Source organism: Gammaproteobacteria bacterium, assembly GCA_041395725.1.
Classification (GTDB): domain Bacteria; phylum Pseudomonadota; class Gammaproteobacteria; order Pseudomonadales; family Pseudohongiellaceae; genus NORP240.
Genome location: JAWKZW010000001.1, coordinates 1,308,563 through 1,331,546 on the forward strand (window position 1 = coordinate 1,308,563; position 22,984 = coordinate 1,331,546).

General features: G+C 56.8%; 23 protein-coding genes. 9 read left to right on the forward strand and 14 right to left on the reverse strand.

Going from position 1 to position 22,984, the window contains the following annotated elements:
• The first annotated feature begins 56 nt into the window (after window positions 1-56).
• Window positions 57-920 carry an archaetidylserine decarboxylase gene (gene asd / locus R3F50_05800; GenBank protein MEZ5489814.1) on the forward strand — a complete coding sequence of 288 codons (864 nt, stop codon included), beginning with the start codon at window positions 57-59 and terminating at the stop codon, window positions 918-920.
• Between the two features lie 56 nt (window positions 921-976).
• Window positions 977-1,648: a ribose-5-phosphate isomerase RpiA gene (rpiA, locus tag R3F50_05805; GenBank protein ID MEZ5489815.1), complete on the forward strand. Its 672-nt coding sequence runs from the start codon at window positions 977-979 to the stop codon at window positions 1,646-1,648.
• Between the two features lie 218 nt (window positions 1,649-1,866).
• Here the strand turns inward: rpiA and R3F50_05810 are convergent, their stop codons facing one another.
• Complete coding sequence (locus R3F50_05810) at window positions 1,867-2,076, reverse strand: cold-shock protein (protein ID MEZ5489816.1); 210 nt, start codon at window positions 2,074-2,076, stop codon at window positions 1,867-1,869.
• A gap of 273 nt (window positions 2,077-2,349) precedes the next feature.
• Window positions 2,350-3,726 carry an FAD-binding oxidoreductase gene (locus tag R3F50_05815; protein ID MEZ5489817.1) on the reverse strand — a complete coding sequence of 459 codons (1,377 nt, stop codon included), beginning with the start codon at window positions 3,724-3,726 and terminating at the stop codon, window positions 2,350-2,352.
• A 206-nt stretch (window positions 3,727-3,932) separates the two neighbouring features.
• On the opposite strand from R3F50_05815, the gene serA reads away from it, so the two are divergent.
• Window positions 3,933-5,162, forward strand: a complete 1,230-nt coding sequence (serA, locus tag R3F50_05820; GenBank protein MEZ5489818.1) for a phosphoglycerate dehydrogenase — start codon at window positions 3,933-3,935, stop codon at window positions 5,160-5,162.
• A gap of 328 nt (window positions 5,163-5,490) precedes the next feature.
• Here serA and R3F50_05825 read toward each other — a convergent pair whose 3' ends face one another.
• From R3F50_05825 to R3F50_05840, 4 genes are all read right to left on the reverse strand, one after another.
• Window positions 5,491-5,994, reverse strand: a complete 504-nt coding sequence (locus R3F50_05825; GenBank protein MEZ5489819.1) for a hypothetical protein — start codon at window positions 5,992-5,994, stop codon at window positions 5,491-5,493.
• Window positions 5,995-6,103: 109 nt separating this feature from the next.
• Window positions 6,104-7,024: a LysR family transcriptional regulator gene (locus R3F50_05830; GenBank protein MEZ5489820.1), complete on the reverse strand. Its 921-nt coding sequence runs from the start codon at window positions 7,022-7,024 to the stop codon at window positions 6,104-6,106.
• Between the two features lie 250 nt (window positions 7,025-7,274).
• Window positions 7,275-8,300, reverse strand: a complete 1,026-nt coding sequence (gene arsB / locus R3F50_05835; GenBank protein MEZ5489821.1) for an ACR3 family arsenite efflux transporter — start codon at window positions 8,298-8,300, stop codon at window positions 7,275-7,277.
• The gene (locus R3F50_05840) at window positions 8,300-8,773 is read right to left on the reverse strand and encodes an arsenate reductase ArsC (GenBank protein MEZ5489822.1); all 474 of its coding nucleotides are present in this window, start codon (window positions 8,771-8,773) and stop codon (window positions 8,300-8,302) included. The genes arsB and R3F50_05840 overlap by 1 nt, the downstream gene beginning before the upstream one ends.
• 81 nt (window positions 8,774-8,854) lie before the next feature.
• Here R3F50_05840 and R3F50_05845 point away from each other — a divergent pair, with 81 nt between their 5' ends.
• Window positions 8,855-9,208 (forward strand): metalloregulator ArsR/SmtB family transcription factor, encoded by a 354-nt coding sequence (locus R3F50_05845; GenBank protein MEZ5489823.1) that lies wholly within the window; start codon window positions 8,855-8,857, stop codon window positions 9,206-9,208.
• Window positions 9,209-9,252: 44 nt separating this feature from the next.
• Here the strand turns inward: R3F50_05845 and R3F50_05850 are convergent, their stop codons facing one another.
• The gene (locus R3F50_05850) at window positions 9,253-10,290 is read right to left on the reverse strand and encodes a hypothetical protein (protein MEZ5489824.1); all 1,038 of its coding nucleotides are present in this window, start codon (window positions 10,288-10,290) and stop codon (window positions 9,253-9,255) included.
• 263 nt (window positions 10,291-10,553) lie between these two features.
• Here R3F50_05850 and R3F50_05855 point away from each other — a divergent pair, with 263 nt between their 5' ends.
• Window positions 10,554-10,841 carry an Lpp/OprI family alanine-zipper lipoprotein gene (locus R3F50_05855; protein MEZ5489825.1) on the forward strand — a complete coding sequence of 96 codons (288 nt, stop codon included), beginning with the start codon at window positions 10,554-10,556 and terminating at the stop codon, window positions 10,839-10,841.
• A gap of 40 nt (window positions 10,842-10,881) precedes the next feature.
• On the opposite strand, the gene R3F50_05860 is transcribed toward R3F50_05855, so the two are convergent.
• Complete coding sequence (locus R3F50_05860; GenBank protein ID MEZ5489826.1) at window positions 10,882-11,790, reverse strand: L,D-transpeptidase family protein; 909 nt, start codon at window positions 11,788-11,790, stop codon at window positions 10,882-10,884.
• Between the two features lie 521 nt (window positions 11,791-12,311).
• Between R3F50_05860 and R3F50_05865 the strand changes: the two genes are divergently transcribed.
• On the forward strand, window positions 12,312-13,268 hold the full coding sequence (locus R3F50_05865; protein MEZ5489827.1) for a M23 family metallopeptidase: 957 nt from the start codon (window positions 12,312-12,314) through the stop codon (window positions 13,266-13,268).
• Here R3F50_05865 and R3F50_05870 read toward each other — a convergent pair whose 3' ends face one another.
• A complete protein-coding gene (locus tag R3F50_05870) occupies window positions 13,269-13,874 on the reverse strand; it encodes a TIGR02466 family protein (GenBank protein ID MEZ5489828.1) in 606 nt (201 codons plus the stop codon).
• Between the two features lie 410 nt (window positions 13,875-14,284).
• On the opposite strand from R3F50_05870, the gene R3F50_05875 reads away from it, so the two are divergent.
• From R3F50_05875 to R3F50_05885, 3 genes are all read left to right on the forward strand, one after another.
• The gene (locus tag R3F50_05875; protein MEZ5489829.1) at window positions 14,285-14,899 is read left to right on the forward strand and encodes a RidA family protein; all 615 of its coding nucleotides are present in this window, start codon (window positions 14,285-14,287) and stop codon (window positions 14,897-14,899) included.
• Window positions 14,900-15,161: 262 nt separating this feature from the next.
• Window positions 15,162-16,733 (forward strand): gamma-glutamyltransferase family protein, encoded by a 1,572-nt coding sequence (locus R3F50_05880; GenBank protein MEZ5489830.1) that lies wholly within the window; start codon window positions 15,162-15,164, stop codon window positions 16,731-16,733.
• The gene (locus R3F50_05885) at window positions 16,711-16,953 is read left to right on the forward strand and encodes a hypothetical protein (protein ID MEZ5489831.1); all 243 of its coding nucleotides are present in this window, start codon (window positions 16,711-16,713) and stop codon (window positions 16,951-16,953) included. Before R3F50_05880 ends, R3F50_05885 begins: the two co-directional genes overlap by 23 nt.
• A gap of 68 nt (window positions 16,954-17,021) precedes the next feature.
• Here R3F50_05885 and R3F50_05890 read toward each other — a convergent pair whose 3' ends face one another.
• The 5 genes from R3F50_05890 to R3F50_05910 all read right to left on the reverse strand — a co-directional run bounded on the left by R3F50_05890 (window position 17,022) and on the right by R3F50_05910 (window position 22,964).
• Window positions 17,022-18,326, reverse strand: a complete 1,305-nt coding sequence (locus R3F50_05890) for an MFS transporter (protein ID MEZ5489832.1) — start codon at window positions 18,324-18,326, stop codon at window positions 17,022-17,024.
• Between the two features lie 90 nt (window positions 18,327-18,416).
• On the reverse strand, window positions 18,417-19,382 hold the full coding sequence (locus R3F50_05895) for an alpha/beta hydrolase (protein MEZ5489833.1): 966 nt from the start codon (window positions 19,380-19,382) through the stop codon (window positions 18,417-18,419).
• Between the two features lie 39 nt (window positions 19,383-19,421).
• Entirely contained in the window at window positions 19,422-20,471 is a 1,050-nt protein-coding gene (gene fba, locus R3F50_05900; GenBank protein ID MEZ5489834.1) for a class II fructose-bisphosphate aldolase, read from the reverse strand.
• Between the two features lie 84 nt (window positions 20,472-20,555).
• Complete coding sequence (locus tag R3F50_05905) at window positions 20,556-21,731, reverse strand: phosphoglycerate kinase (protein ID MEZ5489835.1); 1,176 nt, start codon at window positions 21,729-21,731, stop codon at window positions 20,556-20,558.
• A gap of 195 nt (window positions 21,732-21,926) precedes the next feature.
• Window positions 21,927-22,964 carry a glyceraldehyde 3-phosphate dehydrogenase NAD-binding domain-containing protein gene (locus tag R3F50_05910; protein MEZ5489836.1) on the reverse strand — a complete coding sequence of 346 codons (1,038 nt, stop codon included), beginning with the start codon at window positions 22,962-22,964 and terminating at the stop codon, window positions 21,927-21,929.
• Between the last annotated feature and the right edge of the window lie 20 nt (window positions 22,965-22,984).

Here is a 22,984-nt window from a genome sequence, read left to right on the forward strand (position 1 = left end):
GCTTGCCGGCAATTGTGCATGCCGACACTGTCGGCGCCACTGACCTGAGATTGGAAATGGACCGTTTTTTTGTTTATTTACAACACCTGATTCCCCAGCATGGGCTTTCCCGGCTGACAGGCCGACTCGCCAACTGTCGCTTAGCCTGGATCAAAAACCCCTTCATCTTTCTCTTTGCCCGTCTCTTTAAAGTGGACCTTGGCGAAGCCAGAATTCAGGACTGCCGTCAGTTCCAGCACTTTAACGATTTCTTCACGCGGGAACTGCTGGCAGGCAGCCGTCCGCTGGCTGGAGACGCCCGGACCCTGGTCAGCCCGGCCGATGGCATCATCAGTCAATTGGGCCCGATTCGCGAGCAGAGCCTGTTGCAGGCCAAGGGTATCGAATACTCCGCTGAGGCCCTGTTGGGTGGTGACGAGCAGGATTTCCGGCTGTTTAAGAATGGCAGCTTCCTTACCATCTACCTGTCGCCACGAGACTACCACCGGGTGCACATGCCGATCGCCGGAAAATTACTGCGCACCGTCTATATACCTGGCAAGCTGCTTTCGGTTAACCGTCAGACTACCCGCCTGGTGCCTGACCTGTTTACACGCAATGAACGGCTGGTGTGTCTGTTCGACACCGAGGCAGGTCCCATGGCCATGGTTCTGGTAGGCGCCATGATCGTGGCCGGCATTCAAACGGTATGGGGCGGCAAGGCCTGCCCGAGCGATCACGGCCTGAAGCGGCAGAACTATAACCGGTTGACATCCCAGGTCCGCCTTGAGCGAGGCGCTGAGATGGGGCGGTTTATGCTGGGTTCCACCGTCATTCTGTTATTCGGCCCCAACGCCGTGACGTTGAGCGCCAGCCTGGCGGAAGGCAGCCCCATTCGCCTGGGGGAGGCGATCGCCAACAGGCCCTCCCCAGAAAGTTGATTCACTTATTTTTCAGGCCTGAACAGGTCTGCACCAGCAAGCCGGAGAACAGCGCGATGGATCAGAACGAATTGAAAAAACAGGTTGCCAGAGCCGCCCTTTCCTATATTGAGCCTTTACTTGAAAAGGACTCGGTGATCGGAGTCGGGACGGGGTCCACGACCAATTGTTTTATCGAAGAGCTGGCATCGATCAGAGACAAGATCTATGGAACGGTGTCCAGTTCCGAAGCGTCCGCGGCCAGGCTCAAGGAACTGGGCATTCCGGTTTATGATCTGAACAGTGTCGACGAGGTGACTTTCTACGTGGACGGTGCGGACGAGGCAAACAAATACCTGCAGCTGATAAAAGGCGGTGGCGCAGCGCTGACCCGGGAGAAAATTGTTGCTGCCGTTGCACGCCAGTTTGTCTGCATCGTCGACGAATCAAAAATGGTCGATGTACTGGGCCATTTCCCTTTGCCGGTAGAAGTCATTCCCATGGCTCGCAGCTATGTCGCCCGGCAAATTGTCAAACTGGGTGGCGACCCGGTTTACCGGGAAGGGTGCGTGACAGATAACGGCAATCACATTCTGGATGTCTATCATCTGTCCATTGTCGATCCACGGGAATTGGAGCAACAGTTGAACCAGGTTACCGGGGTTGTAACCAACGGTCTATTCGCCGTGCGCCCTGCCGATTACCTGCTGGTTGCCAGCCAGGAGGGCATCAAGTCCTACAAACCCTAAGCGGCACCTACTGGATTCTCGCAATTATTCGGGACGCAGGACACCACGGGTCACGCTATGACTGCCTCGAAAGCTCCGGTTCAATTTTCAGCACCGTAAGGTGACATGCAACAATCGACAAGAGACTTTTATACCACTGGGTATAACAGACGTGCTCGGTGGGTGCAGGCTCTTAACGATTGAAGACCGGGCCAGGCCCGGTCTTCAATAGATAACACTTACAGAGGAGTTACGTTTTCCGCCTGTGGACCTTTCTGACCCTGAGTAACCTCCATGGTTACTTTCTGGCCTTCGCTCAGGGACCTTCTACCAGTACCGTTAATCGCGCTGAAATGTACGAAAACATCCTTACCTTCGGCTTGTTCAATAAACCCGAAACCTTTCTCGTCATTGAACCACTTAACAGTACCTTCTACTAAATCTGACATATCTTTCTCTTATATTGCTAATTACCGGGGTATTTCAGGCCTTTTACACGGGTAATCGGCCTAGATTCCTACATGGAATCGCTCTCGAGTTTACTCCCAACCCGAAATAGATGGAATATTAAAATCAACATAAATGCCTGTTGTCCGACCAAATGCCAATTTTTTGTGACGGATTAATCAGAGCCTCCTTAATTGTGACAAATTCATTACCCGGGCACGACTGCCCAGCCTGTTCTGTCCGTTTCCGGCAACGTTCGGGGCCTGATCTGACTCTCAGGTTTCGCTGTCGAAAATCTTGCCGGGATTCATTATTCCGTTGGGATCGAAGACTTTTTTGACCGCGCGCATGTAAGAGATCTCCGCCGGGTCCCGTGACGACGTCAGGAAAGCCTTCTTCAACAGGCCCACACCGTGCTCTGCCGATACGCTACCGCCGTATTCTTTGACCAGCTGAAAGACCTCCTTGCTGACTTTGCCACACTGTTCCTGAAAAACCTGGAGATCCAGTTCCGCGGGTTTAAGGATATTCAGATGCACATTACCGTCCCCGATATGCCCGAACCAGATTATTTCAAAATCCGGGTACCTGGCAGAGACCAACTCATCCACCCTGGACAGGAACTCCGGCACCCGGGAAACCTTGACGGAAATATCATTCTTGTAAGGTGAGAACCGGGAGATTGTCTCCGAGATATCTTCCCGCAAGCGCCAAAGGCTTTCGGCCTGGCCAACGCTTTGACTGATCGTTCCGTCCAGTACCCAGCCGGCTTCCAGGCAGGATTCAAAAAGCGTCATGGCGTCATCGAGGCGAGCATCGGCATCATTTTCAAATTCGATCAGTGCGTAAAAAGGGGCACGTGTCTCGAACGGCCGCTGCAGTCCTTTCTCTGCAATGACGTGACCCAGTGCAGGTTCGGAAAAGAATTCGAAGGCGGACAGCTGGAATTTCTGTTGCGCCTGTTTCAGAACTTCCATGCAGGAGGGCAAATCGGTGACTGCCAGTAACAGCACTGTGGGATCACTGGGTGGAGAGGCCAGGGCCAACGTTACTTCCACGATCAGCCCCAGTGTGCCTTCAGAACCAATGAACAGATGACGAAAATCGTAGCCGGTAGCATTCTTGACCAGCCCCCGGTTCAGTTCCAATAACTCGCCAGTGCCCGTGACCACTTTCAGACCCAGGACCCACTGCCTGGTCATGCCGTAGCGAATGACCTTGATGCCACCCGCATTGGTGGCCACGTTGCCACCAATCTGGCTGGAACCGGACGACGCGAAGTCGACCGGATAAAACAGCCCCTGCTCCTGGGCGAACTGTTGCAGCTCCTCGGTAATAACACCTGGCTCGCAAACCACCTGCCGGTCTACCGGATCAAAGGCCAGGATCCGGTTCATGCGATCGAAGGCCACCACGACTTCCTGGTTCCTGGCGACGGCCCCGCCACTCAAGCCAGTTCGGCCCCCGGACGGCACCAGGGCAAAGCCCTTTTCGTTGGCCAGTTTCACCAGCGCGATCACCTGCCCGATATCCCGGGGCAACACGACCGCAAGCGGATCGGGCTGGTAGGCTGTGGTCCAGTCCTTGCCAAAGGTAGACAGGGATTCGGCGTCGGTTTTCACTGCTTCGTCACCGAACTGATTCTTCAGCAGCGACAGCAAGTGGGGAGAGAAATCTTCTGGGATTGAATTCAAGGAGGCGGCTTCCTCTGGTCTGGTCTGGTCTGGTCTGGTCTGGTCTGGTCTGGTCTGGTCTGGCAGAGTATGCTCTGGGGACTGGATTAAAAAACCTGCTGATATGGTACCATGCGCACCCTTTCCAACCCATCGGGGAACCGAAATCCAGTTCGGAACATGTCATGCAGCAAACGTCACTGAAGAAAAGTAAAATCAGGTTCCTGCTTCTGGAAGGCGTTCACCAGAGCGCGGTCGAAACCCTCAGGAAGCAGGGCTACGACAACATCGAATACATTAAAACAGCGTTGCCTAGCGAGGAACTTAAAGAAAAGATCGCCGACGCGCACTTTGTCGGCATCCGCTCCCGTACCTTTCTGACCGAGGAAATCTTTGCCGCGGCGACCCGGCTGCAGGCGGTGGGTTGTTTCTGCATCGGAACCAACCAGGTCAGCCTGGACAGCGCACTGGTGCGGGGAATACCCGTTTTCAACGCACCATTTTCCAATACCCGCAGCGTGGCAGAGCTGGTGATCGGTCAGACAATCCTGCTACTGCGGGGTATCCCGAAGAAAAACGCACTGTTACATCGGGGTATCTGGGAGAAAGCCGCCAAAGGATCCTTTGAGACCCGGGGCAAGAAGCTCGGCATCGTGGGTTATGGCAATATTGGCTCGCAGTTGAGCGTGCTGGCCGAGTCCATGGGCATGAAGGTCTTTCTGTACGACATCATGACCAAACTGCCACTGGGGAATGCCACCCAGCTGGGCAGCCTGAAAGAACTGATGAACCTGTGCGACGTGGTCAGCCTACACGTGCCGGAGACGCCGCAGACCCGCAATATGATTGGCGCCGAGCAACTGAACTGGATGAAACCGGGCGGCATTCTGATCAATGCCTCCCGCGGCACGGTTGTGGATCTGGAGGCGCTGGCGGACGCCCTGGGTTCGGGGCAGCTGTCCGGGGCTTCCATCGATGTTTTCCCCTCGGAGCCGGCCTCCAACGACGAACCCTTTGTGTCGCCATTGACAGCCTACGACAATTGCCTGCTGACCCCTCATATAGGGGGCAGTACCATGGAGGCGCAGGAAAACATCGGCGTCGAGGTAGCGGAAAAACTGGTCACCTACAGCGACAATGGATCTACGTTTACTGCGGTTAACTTCCCCGAAGTGGCACTGCCAGCCCATCCCGGCAAACACCGACTGCTGCACATACACGAGAACGTCCCGGGTATCCTCTCTGAAATCAACAGCATCTTTTCAGAGACCGGCATCAACATCAGTTCCCAGTACCTGCAGACCAATGACAAGGTCGGCTACGTGGTAATGGATATCGATGTGCAATACAGCAAGGTGGCACTGGAGAAACTCAACAGCATCCGCGGCACCATTCGCTGTCGCGTCCTGTTCTGACTGCAGCATAAAATTCACTGGTTAAGCGCGCAGTCCACCTGCAGCACAGTGGAAGACTCTGTCAGATTTCGCTGGCAATCCATCCCCTTTTCGTGAGCTTCCCAGTCACTGTCCAGCTTGCTATCGCCAGGCCTGCAGTGGGCCTGGGCCGAAAAATTGTGCAAGGCCTGGATTAACCGGACAGGGCCCCAGGCTGAAGATGAGAGAAAAGGTCGAGCCAATAAGCAGTCAAAAAGAAGCCGGAGTAACCAGGAAGAAGAATTTTTCCTGACTACCCCGACAAGAGAGAGTCGTAGGTTAGTGACGACGGGTAAAGGTGTAAAAACGTTTAGAAGCTCTGTGCCAGCTCCGATGCCGGCAGCTTCTGGCTGACCAGGCTGTAATTGGCGACCGCGTTCTTATCGCGGGAATTGAGCGACAAAGCTGTCTCCAGCGCTGCGCTGGCAGCGGCGATATTGCCGCTCATCGCCAAGGCCACCGCCAGGTTGGAATAAATGGAAGCCTTTGCGTCCCGGGTAGCAACGACCCCGATACTGAGATCCTTTTCAACTTTTTCCAATGCCGCTGAACAGGCCACTTCTGCGGCGGCAAATTCTTCGGTCAGGATCTGAGTCACACAGAGGTTATTGGCTTTGACAAAGTCAAGGCTGTCCAGAGAGCGGTCGCGCAGGATCGATTTGGCAGACGCCACGTCCTGAGACAACAAGGCATCGTACTCCGAGGAATAGCCGAATGCGGTGACGCGATAGTCGGCCGACGCAGTTGCGGACAGCAACAGAGAACAAAGGCCGGTTGTAGCAAGTAAGAGTCGTGATTTGATAATGTGTTTCATGTCGATTCCTTGATGAAAATCAGTTAAGAGTCAGTTTGGTGCGTTCCATTGATCTCGCTGTTTGATCTGATATTAGAGATCGGATTCCAATCCGACAAAGTATGATTCATCAGGCGACGGATGAATTTTTCTCATCCATCTGTTCGGCGTATTGCTGCAGGCTCGCGCTGATCCACTTCCAGAAAATTTCAGCCGCCGCCTTGTTACTGGATTCGGCATTGAGCGTCATCCAGTAAAAGTCATCCGTTACCAACGCCGTGTCATGCAAAGGTACCAGTTCTCCCGAATCGAACCAGGCCTTGCTGACCGGCATGGGCACCAGGGCGATACCCGCACTCCTCTGTGCGGCACGGGCCAGTGCAAACATACTGTCCACAAAAATAATCTGTTTCGGTTTCATTCTGCCGACGCCGGCATGTCGGGCCCACCGGGTCCAGGCCTGAGGCCTTGCTTTGTGAAGCAGGATAGTCGAGACATTGATCGCGTCGATACCACTGAAGCCTTTCCGCTTCCAGTCCGCATGCAATGCCTGGCTGCAGGCGGGAATATAGCGAATCGGAAACAGCTTCTCGGCCTGGGCGACCTGTGGTCGATGGCGGGACAACACGATATTGATGTCTGCCTCAGGGTTGGCTTCGCCGCTTGAATCCATGGATTCTATCCGCAGGTCGATATCCTGATAACGGTCAGAAAAGTCACTGATCAACGGCATCAACAGTTCACTGGCAAAGAATTCAGGCATCTGCGCCAGCAGCGGAACACGCCGGGAATTCTTTTTCACACGACTGGTGGCCTCATCAATGGCTGCCAGAAGCGGAGCCACCTCCTCGTAATAATTCAGGCCCTCGGGTGTCAGGGATAGCGAACGGATCTGTCGTTCAAAGAGTTTAACTCCCAGTTCAGACTCCAGATCATTGATCTGGTGGCTGACGGCGCTGGCTGTCAGGCACAGCTCATCCGCTGTTTTCTTGAAACTGAGGTGACGGGCGGCAAGACAGAAACTGCGCAGCCCTCTAAGTTGCATTGGCATCAGAGTGTGCTCTTTTACTCCTGCGAAAATCTGTTGCCAGAACGGAGTGGCCGGAATCAGATCAATTCCAACCCTGCGGCAACTAAAGCGGTAGCTTACTTAAAGCAACTGCCGTGCCAGGATTGTCAGGGGAGAACAAGCAGAATTGGCGCTAAAACCCGGGGGCATGCACCGATCCGGTTCGCCAGGGCACTAATCCCTGTGACTTCGGCACATCTATGGTCCCCTGCCTGCAGTGACCTGCTGCCACTCAGACCGCCTCGGTAAACCAGTCGCCAGTACGGTTTACTATCGCCACCAGGGAAAGCATCACCGGCACTTCAACCAGCACCCCAACGACTGTTGCGAGCGCTGCACCGGAATTGAGGCCGAACAGGGAAATGGCGACCGCAACTGCCAGTTCGAAAAAGTTGGAGGTGCCGATCAGGCAGGCGGGTGCCGCTATGTTGTGGGGGAGCCTGATCGCTCGAGCGGCAACGTAAGCGATGGCGAAGATTCCGTAAGTCTGCAGCATCAGTGGAATAGCTATCAGGACAATGACCTGGGGCTGGCCGATGATCTTCTCAGCCTGAAACCCGAACAGCAGCACGACCGTGGCCAACAAGCCGATGATGGACCAGGGTTTCAGCCTGTGAACAAATCCGGTGAGCTGCTGGCCGTCACCGCCGGCCTCCAGCCGGTGCCTGGTGAAAGCCCCGGCTGACAGGGGTAGCACCACGTACAAAACCACTGACAGCAACAGCGTTTCCCACGGCACCGCGATATCACTGACACCAAGCAGAAAAGCCGCGATCGGCGCAAAGGCAAACACCATGACGATATCGTTTACCGAAACCTGGACCAGCGTGTAATTGGGGTCACCTTTGGTCAGCTGGCTCCAGACAAACACCATCGCCGTGCAGGGAGCGACACCCAGCAGAATCATGCCGGCGATATACTCACTGGCTGACTGCAGATCAACCCAGCCGGCAAAAAGCACCCGGAAGAACAGCCAGGCCAGGGCGGCCATGGTAAAGGGCTTGATCAACCAGTTGACCACCAGGGTAAGCACCAGTCCTTTGGGTTTCTTCCTTACTTCTTTGACCGCCGCAAAGTCGATCTGCACCATCATCGGATAGATCATCACCCAGATTAATGCTGCCACTGCGAGGTTGACGTTGGCATACTCCAGCCCGGCGATCAGTTGAAAGACGCCTGGCATAAAATTACCCAGGAGAATTCCCGCGCCAATACACAGGCCTACCCAGAGGGAAAGATAACGTTCAAAAAGTCCCACTAGTCCTGCTCTCCGATTTTATCCAACGTCTGTTTCAACTGATCAGCTTGCGTGTCCAGTGGCAATACCCGTATCAGCTCTAAAGCCCGCGCTTCGATGGTTTTTATGACGGCCTCGAACGCTTTATCCACTTCGGCTTCGGTGCTGTCGAGCCGCGACGGATCCGGTAGCCCCCAGTGGGTCACTACTGCGTTGCCCAGCCACACCGGACAGGGCTCCCTGGCGGCCTGATCACAAACCGTTATGACCGCATCGGGTTGAAAGGCTTCCAGCGCCTCAATGGATTTACTGTGCAGACCTGATACCGGATAACCCCGCTGCTCAAGATGCCGCAACGTCAGCGGATGTACCTTACCTGAGGGTGCACTGCCCGCACTGGCAACCTGAATATAGTTTCCGGCAAGCTCGCGGGTTACTGCCTCGCTTAAAATACTTCGGCAGGCATTATGGGTACATAGAAAGGCGATCTTCACAAAAAATAGTCTCCTGGCTGCTGTCAGGCTTGCCGCAAGCGCTGGGGGGAAGTATATTCCATTTTTGGAATATTTCAATTTATGATCAGACAGAACACCAGGATTTTTTCAGTTCTCAGCAACCCGGTGCGACTCCGGTGTCTGTACCTGCTGGCCAGAAATGCTGAGATCTGCGTATGTGAATTTGTCGAGGCACTGGAAATCAGCCAGCCATCAGCATCCAAGGCGCTGGCCGCTCTGAAGGCAGCCGGGCTGGTGACAGACCGACGGGATGCCAACTGGACTTACTACTGTTTAAACCCGGCGTTATCCGCCTGGCAGCAGACGATCATCGAGGCCACCGTGGAGGAATTGTCAGCCAGCAAATCATGCCGGATTGATGAAGAAAGATTCCTGCGCCAGGCATCCGCAACTGGAAAAACCACCTGTCTTTAACACGACTGCCCAGCGTTCTCTTACCTGGACCTCTGGTGGCGCGCTTATTGCTCGCCACTCAGGGCTGCGCGCCTCTCTTCTTCCCGGGCTCCGCGCAGAATATTAAGCAGGCCGTAGTTGCCTTCCTGACAGGCGTACTCATAGAGCTGCCCGGCGACCTTGGCCATGGGTAAAACCGCCGTGATCCGGTCCGAAAAGGTGGCCGGGTCTTCCAGTGTCCATTCGTATTCCAGCGTATCGTAATCACTACGAGTGAAGCGTTCGGTCAGGACTTTGTGTTTTCCGGTGCCAAAGCTTTGCAGGCTGGCAGTCAGAAAGCTGAAATTACGGGATTCTACAACCAGGGTATCGCCATCCCAATAGCCACGGGAATCACCGGTCCACAGCTCCATGTCTGCTGGCAGGGGCGGCCGCTCATCGAGAGGAATTACCCGGGCGTTGTGAATCATTTCCGACAGGATTACTACGTGGTCCCTGTTCTGCACGATTTGCAGGTTATTGTTGTAGCGACTGGGCCGATAGGGAGGCAGCGCGTTCATACCCACGATGCAGCGTTCAGGCAGACCACGGTCCTCGGGGCCATCTTTGCCGATTCCCCCACTGCCGGTTCTGACCGGCCGCTCGCCGACCGCATCCTCAAGGAAGCCACTGCTGCCCCTTGGGGCATCGGGCAGGACAGCCGGCATCTGACCATCACGGGGGTAGATGATCTGAGAAGTACGGACCGTCTCGGCAATAGACGCCATCTCGTACCAGAAATGATCGTAACCATAAACGAAACGCTCGTCGGTGGACGGCGCTCCGCGATCGGCGAGATCAGGGTCGGCTTCCACTACCGCCCCTGCGGCCGCTTCGGCTGCCAGGCGGGCCTGAATTTCGTCTATCTCCTCCGCGGTGAGAAATTCACGATCGCCATAGCGAGCCGGCCGTTCAAAGGGGATTTCCGTGGAAAAATTCCACACGCCCTGCAGGTCGGGATGCCCCCACTCGGTTGTGTAATGTTCCCCTTCTTCGGCCGCCATGGCGAAGGCAAGGGGCAGCAAGGTAAGGATGCACGTAACTGATCTGTGTATTGGCTTCATGGCAAGGTTAACTCCCTGAATTGTTGGAAGTACTTTACTGAATTAACGTGCTGATTGCCATGCCCGAGGAACAGACCTGGGACCAGTCGACTATCCAGTACGCCTGCCAGTTCATGCACCTCGGAGGAACAAGAACCCGCCTGGAATTCTGTTGATCAGCGGCTGATTGATCTCTGATTGATGTGAAACAAATTTACTTATACAGTGTGTAGCGTAACATCTGCCAGGGAAGGTCTTGATTAATCAAGAATGAGGTTAGAAAAATGAAATCTTTCAAAAACAAAGTGGGCTTGTCCGCCACCGCCTTAGCCCTGTTGCTGGCTACCGGCTGCGCCAGCAGTGCCCGCGTAGACGAGGTGCAGGCAACCGCCAATTCCGCCCAGTCCACGGCCCAGTCAGCCCAACAGACCGCCAATGATGCGCTGCGAGCCGCCAATGCGGCCATGGCGGCGGCAGAACGGGCCCAGGCCACTGCAGACCAGGCGCTTCGCGCAGCCAACGACGCCAATGAGGCAGTCACCCGGCTGGCAGAAACAATCAGCAGTAAATAACCGGTTTTCCCGCTGCTGCCTGTTTGCCCCTTTGCTGACTTCAGTAGGGTACAGGCTGCAGCGAGATTACCTCTGGTACACCACTGCGCTGTTCAGCTACCCGCCGTGCTTTCTCCCAGTCTACTTCCCTGGTCAGCTCCGGCCTTCTGGACAAGGCATCGGTAATGAGTTCTTCCAGATCGATAATCCGGTCCTGGTCTTCGGCCAGCAGGGGGTGGGCTTCCAGATAAAGCTGCCCGCGTTTCCAGCCGGCTTTCACCGGTTCATTGATGATGGTTACCGGTAACCCGGGGCGTACGCTGATTGCCAGCTCCTCAATATCTGCAGCATACAGCCTGATGCAACCGTGGCTCACCCGCATGCCTACGCCAAGGCGCTTGTTGCTGCCGTGAAAAAGATAGCCGGGGATAGACAGCGCCACGGCGTATTCGCCCAGTGGGTTATCCGGGCCCGGCGGCACCACCGCTGGCAGGATGACGCCTCTGGCGGCCTGCTCCTGGCGAATTGACTCCGGCGGTGTCCAGCTTGGGTTTTGCACAACGCCTGTCACCCTGGCTGCCGAGGTTGGCGTCTGCCAGCCTTCCTTGCCGATCCCAACTGCGTAGGCTCTGACGATTTTCTGCTCCGGCAGGAAGTGGTAGAGGCGGAATTCTGCCAGATTCAACACGATCACTTCCTCTCCGGTCAGCCCCTGGCTGGGCAGGATAAAGGATAACGGTAGTGTGACTGCGGTACCTTCCCCGGGAACCCAGGGTGAAATACCCGGATTGGCATCGATCAGCTCCCGGTATCCCAGCCCGTAGACCTGGCCAAAATTGACAAAGGTATCTTCGTAGCGGGTTTCAATTTCCAGGTTATTGCCCACAACCTCATCACCGTCAAGCCGGAAGGTAAGCGCCTGACCACTGGCACTGGCCAGCAACAGGATAGTAAGAATCAGTGATCGCATCGCGGGTACTCGGCTTGTGAACCTGCTGTATCTTAACCCAATCATTGGATAAATTCCCGGCCCGGGACCCCTTGGCCGAGCTTCAAAGCGTGGTAGGGTGACTCGTCTGCACCGGATTGCGACCTTGGAATCTATCGTATGGCAATGAATTTAGTTTCAGCGGGTCGTCCAATGGATCCCGAATGGAGAAAACGTCGGCGGCATAGGCCACTGACAATCCTGTCGAGCAGATTGGCAGCCGGGGCAGGCAGACGCAACCAGCGCAGAATACTATAAAGCCAGCGCAACATGCATCATGTAATATACCGATTGTTCTGCGTGCCGCCAGCATTGCCACTCTCTGTTCGAACAGATCATGGGGGTGGTCGCCGATATTCCGTTGCTCCCGAAAGTTCATCTGGGACAGTCCAATATCATTCGAGGCATTGGCTCCAGCAGACAGGGTCGGCGGCGAGGTCTTTCGCTACGCTCGCGACACCTGTTACCCTGTGGACAAACACATCAGCCCCAGACCTGTTTTTATGATCGCTTTCATTCTACAGCTGGTGATGCCGCTGGGCCTGCTTATCTGGCTGACACAGTGGCCCTCCCGCGGCTGGATTGCTTTTTCGGTGCAGGCCTTGGCGGTTGCAGGCATCCTTATCGGCCTCCGGGCCGTGGCGATCTGGGCGATGCCTCCCTTCTGGGTTCCCGATCTTTACCTGATTCTTTTTCTCGGCAGTGTTACCTGGCACCTGGTAAATCGGCGGGCCGACGGTCCGTGGGTCCCGGGTACTGGTCTTCGCGCCCGGCTGCTGATTATCCTGTTAGCTGCCACTGGAGCCTACGGAACCTATCTGGGACTTCAGGCGTGGCAAGGTAAAAAATTGCCTGCCGTGAAGACCATCGATATTGCTTCTCCCTTCCCGTCCGGCACTTATCTGATAGCCAGCGGGGGTTCAAACCGGGCGGTGAATGCACACCTGGAAACTCTGAATCCGGATCGTCCCGAATTCAGAAACTGGCGCGGTCAAAGCCGGGCGCTGGACATCTTCAAAATATCTTCGTGGGGATTCCATGTCGACGGCTGGCACCCGAGAGATCCCGAGAAGTACCACACCTATGGCGCTCCACTTGTGGCGCCCTGCGCAGGTACCGTGGCCAGAGCATTGGATGGTGTGCCTGATAACCGGGTGCCAAGGATGAACCGAGAGGCCATGGCAGGCAACTACCTGGCAATCCACTGTGGCGAGAACGTTTTTGTCATCCTGGCCCATCTGCGCAATGGCAGCCTCAAGGTCAGCACGGGCCAGCACGTAAGCCTTGGTGAGCCGCTTGGTGAGATGGGCAATTCAGGCAACAGTTCCGAGCCCCATCTGCATATCCATGCTCAGCTGGGGCTGCCCGAAGACGCACCACTTGCGGGTGAGCCACTGGGACTGACGATTCAGGGTCAGTTTCTGTCCCGCAACGACCGCTTCAGCGTTACCGACTACTGATCACTCGGGAGGGCGGGGAGTGGCCAGTACATTGAAGGCGATGCTCACCCGGTCCTGGTCGCTCTTGTTTTCCTCCACCCCGTGTTCCATCCAGCCAGGAAAGACATACATGCGCCCTTCTTCCGGCGGCATGAAAACTTCCTCGGTGGTGAAGTCGGTGGGCTCGGTAGCGGGATAGGTGAACATCCTGGACGCCACCCGCGGGTCTCTGAAAAAGATACTGCCGCATTCCGGCGCCTTGAGGCTGATATAGTAGACGCCACTGAAGTGGCAGTTGGCATGGTAATGGATCTTATTGGAAGCACCTGGCGGACTGACATTGATCCAGGCCTGGTGCTGGAAGATCAGGTCTTTCCTGAAGTGCTGGGATTCGCCTATGCGCTCAGAAATCTGCAGAATCCTGAGATTCAGGTCGTCAAATTCGGCAAGATTCTGGAGAATATTGGGACTCTGCCAACCCCTGACATTGGTGTTGGCCACCCCGGCAGGATCCCGGGCGCGCATCTGATTTGCCAGCTCCAGCAGCCTGGCATTGAAAACTTCCCGGTCGTCGAACAGCGTGGTCCAGACCAGGCTGGGAAATATGGATTGGGGTATGATTTGCAAGCGTTTTCTCTCTCTGCAGGGATTGCGGTTCTGTTAACGAACACAGGCCAGCAGGGTAAGACCCGCTGCTCTTAAGGAACGTTCAGCGTCGAAGTGACAGTGTGCCAGCCAAGGCTTCCTCGAAGCATGATCAGCAACGGCAATTAATCTGCCCACCGTCAGCCAGTGAGTTGAGCAGAAGGTATCGCTGCAGTAGAGATTTGTCCAGTTACGCGGCCCGATAAACCAAAGGTACAATCAGGCCACGAATCACGGAGTCAGTTATCTGGACAGTACGTGCAGATGTGGCTGATCAGGCGCATAAATCAGATACGCACCGGTAGGAATTCTGGTAAGGTTTATGCATGATAACGGGGTATTCTCTGCATCGGGGCTTCCCCGGCGCAAATCCAGGCAAGGGAGACTTCTTAATGGCCGAACACACCAGCAACGGAAACGGGCCGGATCACTGCCAGCAGTGTTCAACCCTGCAGTCACAGCGGCGCCGGCTGCTCACCGGTGGCGTATCGCTGGCGGGGGCCCTGGCCGTGCCTACCCTCCTGTCCAGGCCGGTAAGGGCCGCCGAATCAATAAGCGGGCGACTGCAGCAGCTGGGTATCAGCCTGCCGGAAGTGCCGCCACCGGTGGCAAACTATGTCCCCTTCCTGCTACAGGATCAGTTTGTGTATATTGCCGGGCAGATTCCGTTCCTTGACGGCGTGCTGATGCATCCTGGTTCAGTGCCCAATGAAGTCAGTATCGAGAACGGCCGCGCGGCAGCCCGCCAGTGTGGCATCAATATTCTGGCTGCACTAAATGTCGCCCTGGAAGGAAACCTGGATCGGGTGAGGCAGTGTATGCGCCTGGACGGCTTCGTAGCCTCGGCAGCGGGATTTACCCAGCAGCCGGCGATTGTTAACGGAGCATCGGACCTGATGGTAGACGTCTTCGGTGCGGCGGGTCGCCACACCAGAACCGCCGTAGGGGTCAGCGAGCTGCCATTGAACGCCTGCGTAGAAGTCGCTGCCGTGTTTGTTGTCGACTGAAGCCTGGCAGGCTGTTGGAAAACGTTGGCTAAGCTGCCTGGCAGGGCAGAAACAGTCCAGGCAGCGGTATTTATAAATAGGATTACAATTCCGGACCAGTGTAACCGCCACAACGACCAGACGGATAATTTCTCGACAGCCCGGTGCTTGCAGCGATGGGCGACCTGCCGGCCATTTGCGCAGCACACCGGGAAAAAGTAGCCGTTTATTTTTCCGTCATCCGTACAACCCTTATTCCTGTTAATTATTCGAGACACCAGCCATGAAAGTATTGCGTCTATTGTTGCTTCTGACATTAGTGACCAGTTGTTCTGAATCCAGGGAGCAGTCTGCTGCTCCGGTCGATTCGGGGCCTTCACGCTCTGAGGGGGTGGCAATCCAGGCTGTTATCCCGGATCAAGAACAGTCCGCAGGGGATTGGAACCGGGGTTTCATGGCGGCGGTGGCAAACCCATACGCCACCGAGGCTGCCGCGGAAATGCTGGCCCAGGGAGGCCATGCGGTTGATGCAGCGATCGCAGCACACGCTGTTCTGGGTCTCGTGGAGCCGGAGAGTTCCGGGCTCGGAGGCGGAGGCTTCATGGTAGTCTACGAGCGGGAATCCAAGCAGGTTCAATTCCTGGATGGTCGTGAAGCCGCTCCCGCCAACGCCTCCATCGATATGTTCATGCAGGACGGCGAGGTGATGAATTTCCGAGACGCCGTGCAAAGCGGCAAAGCGGTGGGAGTCCCCGGGGCTGTTGCCCTGTACAGGCTCGCCCACGACCGCTTCGGCGTCCTGCCCTGGGAGGCGGTGTTCGAACCGGCAATCCGGCTCGCCACCGAGGGCTTCGTGGTAACCGAAAAAATGGCCCGGCTACTGCCGGGTATGGCGACCTCGTCCCTGTTGGACGAGAACCCGGGCACATCGGAGTATTTCTATCCCAACGGCCAGCCCCTGCAGGCGGGCCAACTGCTCCGGAATCCTGAGTATGCCGATACCTTACGACGCATTGCCAGTGAGGGGCCATCGGCGTTTTACAGCGGAGAAATCGCCGAGGCTATTGCCCGATCGGCTCAGGCCGGGCCCGATGGCGGCAGTCTGACCACGGAAGACATCGCCAACTATCAGGCGCTGGAAAGAGAAGCGGTCTGCGGTGCATGGCGAGACCTGACCTTGTGTTCCGCTACCCCGCCGTCTTCCGGCGCCATGCAGATCATGATAGTAAACCTGTATGACGAGCTGTTACCGGAGAACCCGGATCAGGGCGATCAGATACGTGCCTTCGTGGACGCCCAGCGTCTGGCCTATGCCGATCGAGACTACTACTTCGGCGACCCGGATTGGGTCGATGTACCCCTCGATCAGCTGCTGGATCCGCGCTACCTGGAATTTCGCGGCCAGAATCCAGTTGCGCCGGATGGAATTCCCACACATGGCGATCCGGCGGAAATCCTGGGCGGCGAAGAGCTGGCGGTTTTCGCTACCGACTCCACGCAGGAGCCTGCCGGCACCACGCATTTTTCCATCGTGGACGGCCAGGGTAACGCGGTGTCTGCCACCATGACGGTGGAATCCGCCTTCGGTTCACGCCGCTGGGCTGCCGGCTTCATGCTCAACAATGAGCTGACGGATTTTTCCCGCGCCTATGACCCCGAGGCCCCCGAGGCAGCCAACGCGGTCAGGCCCGGCGCCCGGCCCCGCTCCTCCATGTCGCCGTCCATCATCCTGGACTCAGAGGGTGAGCTGTTCATGGTAACCGGCTCTCCCGGCGGAAATTCCATTCCCGCCTATACGGCCAAAAAGCGTGCTGGGAATTGTGGATTGGGGCTTGTCGGTACAGGAAGCGGTTGATTTCCCCAACATCATCGCCCGGGGGGAACTGGTGCGAGTTGAAGTCGGCCGCGAGCCCGGGCCGGCACTGGCAGAGCGGCTACAGGAAGCCGGCTACAACGTGCGGGAAAGTGCCGGTGAAAATTCCGGGCTCCACGTTATCCTCATCGAAGAGGACGGCATGACCGGTGCAGCGGACCCGCGACGAGAAGGCACGGTAATGACAACCGCGCCGCTGTAGAACTGCGGACAGTTTCTCCCCATGGCGACCAGCAGATAAATTGCCAGGCCGATCTGCGCCGGCACTGGTTAATCTCTGGTTTTGTCGCGACCGGAAACCGCACCCTGGGGTTCAGTTTGCGGGTCTGTAGTGGCCTTTGCCGGTGGTGATCCAGGGGGCCGGACGCCTTCTTTTATCCCGTACCGAAGCACGTAGAACAAGCCGACACCGGCAGCCAGAAATCCCGCCGCTGCCCCGACACCCATGGCCAGCCGGGGCCCGAAACTGTCAGCCACCCAACCGACACTTAGCGCCCCGAGTGGCGTGCCGCCCACTGACAGGGCAAAGACAATAGAAATGACCCGTCCCCGCATCACCGGAATGGTCCACATCTGTACGGCACTGTTCACACTGGTCATGAAGGTCTGGGCGGATACCCCGACCAGCACCAGCACCAGGCAGAAGGAGACCAGGCCAGGCATCAGGGCCGCCAGACTGAGCGCACAGCCCAGCAGCAGCGCACCCAGCAGCAGATGACGCATTCCCGGTTGTTCACGATTGGCCGCCATCAGCGCACCGAGTACCGAACCGACCGCGATCATCGATGTCATCAATCCGAAGCGTCCGGCACCGACACCGAATTCCTTCACACCCATGGTTGAGAGATAAACGGGGAAGTTGATGGCAAAGGTACCTATCAGCATGAACATCAGCATGGCAATCAGAATCTGGCGGTTGGCAGCAATGTAGCGAAATCCCTGCAGCATGCCACCAGGGGGAGTCGCGGCGAGATCCCGGTATCGCAACTGGTCCGCCCGCATCAGGGAAATCGCCAGCAGTATCGCGATGAACGAAAACCCGTTGATCAGGAAAACCCAGCCGGTTCCGACCAGGGCGATCAGCAGCCCCGCCACCGCCGGCCCGACCAGCCGGGCGGACTGGAAGGAAGTGGAGTTCAGCGCTACCGCATTGGTCAGGTGGTGATCCGGCACCAGTTCCGATACGAAGGTCTGCCGGGCCGGCATATCAAACGCGGTAGTGCAGCCCAACAGCAAGGCAATCAGGTAAACGTGCCAGAGCTGCACCTGTCCGCTCACCACCAGCACCCCCAGCACCAGGGCCAGCAACGCCATGGTCGACTGGGTAATAAAAACCAGTTTGCGCAGCGGAAAATGATCGGCAGCATAACCGGTCAGTGGCAACAGCAGGAACTGCGGGCCGAACTGCAACGCCATGACCATACCCAGCGCCGTGGCACTGGTTTCGGTGAGCTCGGTAAATACCAGCCAGTCCTGGGCGGTGCGTTGCATCCAGGTGCCCAGATTGGAAACCAGGGCCCCAATGACCCACAGACGGTAGTTTGGTGCGGAGAGGGATCGAAAGGTGTTTTTCACGGGATACCGGCTTAGCTGGAAGCAACATTGTACCGCGCGCAGGCACTAAGCTCGAGCAGGCAATAGCGCGCAGATCCGGCTGCAGCATGGCTATTGCGTCAGGATCATTGCGATTCTCTTGAATACCTGTTGCCGGTACTGGTCCGACTCATTGACCAGATGGTGGCGCGCACCTTCTATCAGGTAGGTTCTGGCGGCCGGGAATTTATCGACCAGCTTTGGCAGGTTATAGCGCCAGTCCACCGTAGTATCCTCAGTGCCCTGAATGATGTGCAGCGGCTGCTGCGAGCGCGGCGCGGCTGCAAATTTATCGAGATATGCCTTCAGTGACCGCACCCAGTCCACCATCAGGTATCGGGCCTGGAGAGGGTCCTCCCCGGCAATGAAGTGCAGAAATTCGTCATCGTGACTGTTGCGGGCGAAATCCCGCTTCACGCGTTTGACAAACCAGCGCATAAAGCGGTACTTGACCAGGCCGCTGGCCCAGTCCACGGGCTGCAATAAAGGCGCCAGGAGTAGTATTTTATGAAAAGCAGGCAGCGGATACCGCTGCGGATCCAGCAGGCAATTAATAATCGCCGCCGCGCCGGTGCTTTGCCCGAGGATAGACCAGGGTCCGGCAGCTCCCGCCTGCCCCGCCAGCCGCAGACAATCAACCAGAGCCTGGCTGTAATAGTCGAAGGAACTGATACTGGCCGGATCGCCGCCGGACAACCCGTGCCCGGGAAGATCAAAGCTCAGCACTGAGAAACCCAGGGACAGGCACAGCTCGATCGGGTGACAAAACAGGCCTGTGTGATCGTAATAGCCGTGAACGATAACTACGGTACCGCGGCAGTTTTCGGGGGGCACGGCAAAAAACTGGCCAGCGAGCCGGAACGGCCCGCTGGTGAAACTGCCAAAGAAGTGGGTAAGCGGCCAGGGGGCCTGCAGATGTGCCAGCCCGTAATGACGCAGGTAGGCACGGGTCAGTTCGTCATCCACCACCGGCGACTTGAGATCAAAGGCCGCTAGACTGTCATGCAGCCGCCGGGCCTGCTCGCGGGTGAAACTCACAGGCCTCTGGTGCCTTGCCCCGGTGCCATCGAACCTGCTCTACATGCCATCTATGTAACGCTGAGACATCTCCTCGAGCGTATAAATTTTCTTGATGTTGGCAATCTGGCCTGCGGTACCAAACGCTTCAAGGCGCGCCTTGACGATGGATTTCATTGCGCCGATGGTCGGTGTCAGAAACTTCCGCGGATCGAATTCGGACTTGTTTTCAGCCAGGAATTTACGCACTGCGCCGGTGGACGCCAGTCGCAGGTCGGTATCGATGTTCACCTTTCGAACACCATGTCGAATACCCTCCTGAATTTCTTCCACGGGGACACCGTAGGTTTCCGGAATCTCCCCGCCGAACTCGTTAATCACCGCCAGCCATTCCTGGGGTACCGATGACGACCCGTGCATGACCAGGTGTGTGTTCGGAATCTTTTCGTGAATTTCCCTGATACGATCAATAGCCAGAGTATCCCCTGTAGGTGGACGGCTGAACTTGTAGGCTCCATGACTGGTGCCGACAGCGATGGCCAGGGCATCCACTCCGGTAGCATTGACAAAATCTGCCGCTTCCTGGGGGTCAGTCAACAATTGGTCCATGGACAGTTTGCCCTCCGCGCCGATGCCGTCTTCTTCACCGGCCATCCCGGTTTCCAGTGAGCCGAGGCAGCCGATCTCGCCTTCCACCGAAACACCGCAGGCGTGCGCCATCTGGACGGTCAGGCTGGTTACCCGCACGTTATAGTCAAAATCCGTCGGGGTTTTACCATCCTCGGCCAGGGAGCCGTCCATCATCACCGAGGAAAACCCCAGCTGAATGGAGCGTTGGCAGACCGCCGGCGATACACCGTGATCCTGGTGCATGACGATGGGGATATGAGGAAACTCTTCTATTGCTGCCTGGATCAGGTGCTTGAGAAAATTGGAGCCGGTGTATTTTCGGGCACCGGCCGAAGCCTGGAGGATAACCGGACTGTTGACCTCGTCAGCGCCTTCCATGATGGCCCTGACCTGTTCCAGGTTGTTGACGTTGAATGCCGGCACTCCGTACCCGTGCTCAGCGGCATGATCCAGCAACTGTCGCAGACTGATTAAAGCCATGATAAATCCTCGTTCTCGTTAACTGTTGAGGCAGTCCCGTTGGTTGGAAACACTGCCATGCAAATTTTTTCTGGCTACAGCCTGCTAGCCACGACTCTCCAGCATAGCCACGGCTGGCAGTACGGCACCCTGGACATATTCCAGAAACGCGCCTCCGCCAGTGGAAATATAGGAAATACGATCGGTAACCTGAAACTTGTCGATGGCGGCGATAGTTTCGCCGCCTCCGGCGATGGAAAAACCCGGGTTGGCTGCTACTGCTTCCGCTACCACCCGTGTCCCACCCGCAAACTGCTCGAATTCGAAAACCCCGACCGGGCCGTTCCAGATGATGGTCTTCACTTTCGCAATTCGGTCTGCGAGCATTGCCGCCGTCTCGGGCCCCACGTCCAGGATCATATCCTCTGCATCGATATCGGCTACCTTTTTCACCGTGGCCAGCGCCGCTTCGGAAAATTCTCTGGCGACCACCACATCTACCGGAATAGGAATATCAGTTTTTGCCATCAGGGCCCGGGCCTGCTCCATCAATTCCGGTTCATAAAGGGATTTTCCAACCGTAAAACCGGCGGCGGCGAGAAAAGTATTGGCAATTCCACCGCCGACGATGAGCTGATCCACGATTTCAGCAAGACGTTCCAGAACCTGCAGTTTGGTGGACACTTTAGCCCCACCAACAATCGCCAGGACCGGATGCTCCGGATTCTTAAGCGACCTGTCCAGAGCGTCCAGCTCCCTGGCCAGCAACGGACCCGCACAGGCCTGGGGAGCAAACTTTGCCACCCCGTGGGTACTGGCCTGGGCACGGTGGGCGGTGCCGAATGCATCCATCACAAAAATATCACACAGTGCCGCATAGCCTTTAGCCAGGGTCTCGTCGTCGGCTTTCTCACCCTTGTTTACCCGCACATTTTCCAGCAATGTTACCGTGCCTGGTTTTGGAATCGCCGCACCGGGATTGTCGAGATAGTTCTCGCACAGGTTGACCTGGCAGCCCAGCAACTGGGCAAGGTGGCTGGCCACCGGCAACAGGGACGACTCCCGTTGTTCTGCCAGCGGAACCCCTTCTTCGGGGCGTCCAAGATGGGACATGACGATGGGTTTTGCGCCCCGCTCCAACGCCAGCCTGATCGTCGGCAGTGCCGCTCTGATCCGCGTGTCGTTGGCCACCGAACCGTCTTTGACAGGGACATTCAGGTCCTCACGGATCAGCACCCGCTGTCCCGAGAGATCCAGGTCTTCCATTCGCAGAATAGTCATCTTGTTTTTACTTCCCTCGGTATTCCAATTGGTGATTTGCAACGCCCGTTGGCCTGATCGGATAGCCGCCATGCAGCGCATGGGGCCCCCGGTAAGCCTGGAGGCCGGAAGGCATTCTGCCCTTTACCTTTACCTTTACCTTTACCTTTGCCTTCTACCTTTGCCTGTCCCCGGCCCTGTTACCAGGCTCACTCCTTACCTTGCGTCGGCCTGCCGGGTTACGGATTCCGCGAGGTATTGTGCCACATCCAGCATGCGGTTCGCATAGGCCCACTCGTTGTCGAACCAGATCAGCAGCTTCACCAGCCTGCTGCCACTTACCCGGGTAAAACTGAGATCGACGATCGCCGACCGCGGATCATGATTGAAATCGCAGGATGCCAACGGTTCTTCGGTATAGCCGAGGATATTGAGGGGCAGTTGCCCACTTTCCGCCCGGATCAGGTTGTTAACCGTCTCCACGGAGCAGGATTTTTCAACCACCAGGGTCAGGTCAATAGCGGAAACATTCACCGTCGGTACGCGCACCGCATAAGCCTCAAAGCGATTTTCCAGGCCCGGCAGAATCCGGCCAATACCCCGGGCGATTTCCGTCTCTACCGGGATGATGGATTGCATGGCGCTGCGGGTTTTACGCAGATCATTGTGGTGGTAGGCATCGATCACCGGCTGATCATTCATGGCCGAGTGGATGGTAGTTATGACCCCATTGCCGATACCGAGCGCCTTATCGATGGCACGGATGACCGGGATGATCGCATTGGTCGTGCAGGAGGCGTTGGACAGCACGGTTTCCTGACCGGTCAGGGCCTGGTGATTGATACCATAAACCAGAGTGGCGTCCACATCCCGCTCCGCCGGCTGGGAAAAAAGTACCTTGCGCGCCCCGGCCTGCAGATGCAGATTGGCCGTCGGCCGGTCGCTGAAGGTTCCCGTGCATTCCATTACCAGGTCGACATCAAGCCGGGCCCAGGGCAGTTCACCCGGGTCAGGGTGATGAAATACCTGGACTGTATCGCCATCTATCTCCAGCGCCTGGTCCAGTTGGTTGACCCGGCCAAGAAAGCGTCCGTGGGTACTGTCATAGCGCAGCAGATGCGCCAGGGTGCCGATATCGGCCAGATCGTTTACGGCTACGATGCGCAGCTGCGGGTAGTCCGTGGATTCATAGAGGGCACGCAGAACGCACCGGCCGATCCTGCCGAGGCCATTGATTGCAATTCGATACGGCATGTAATTTCCCGGTCTGGCAG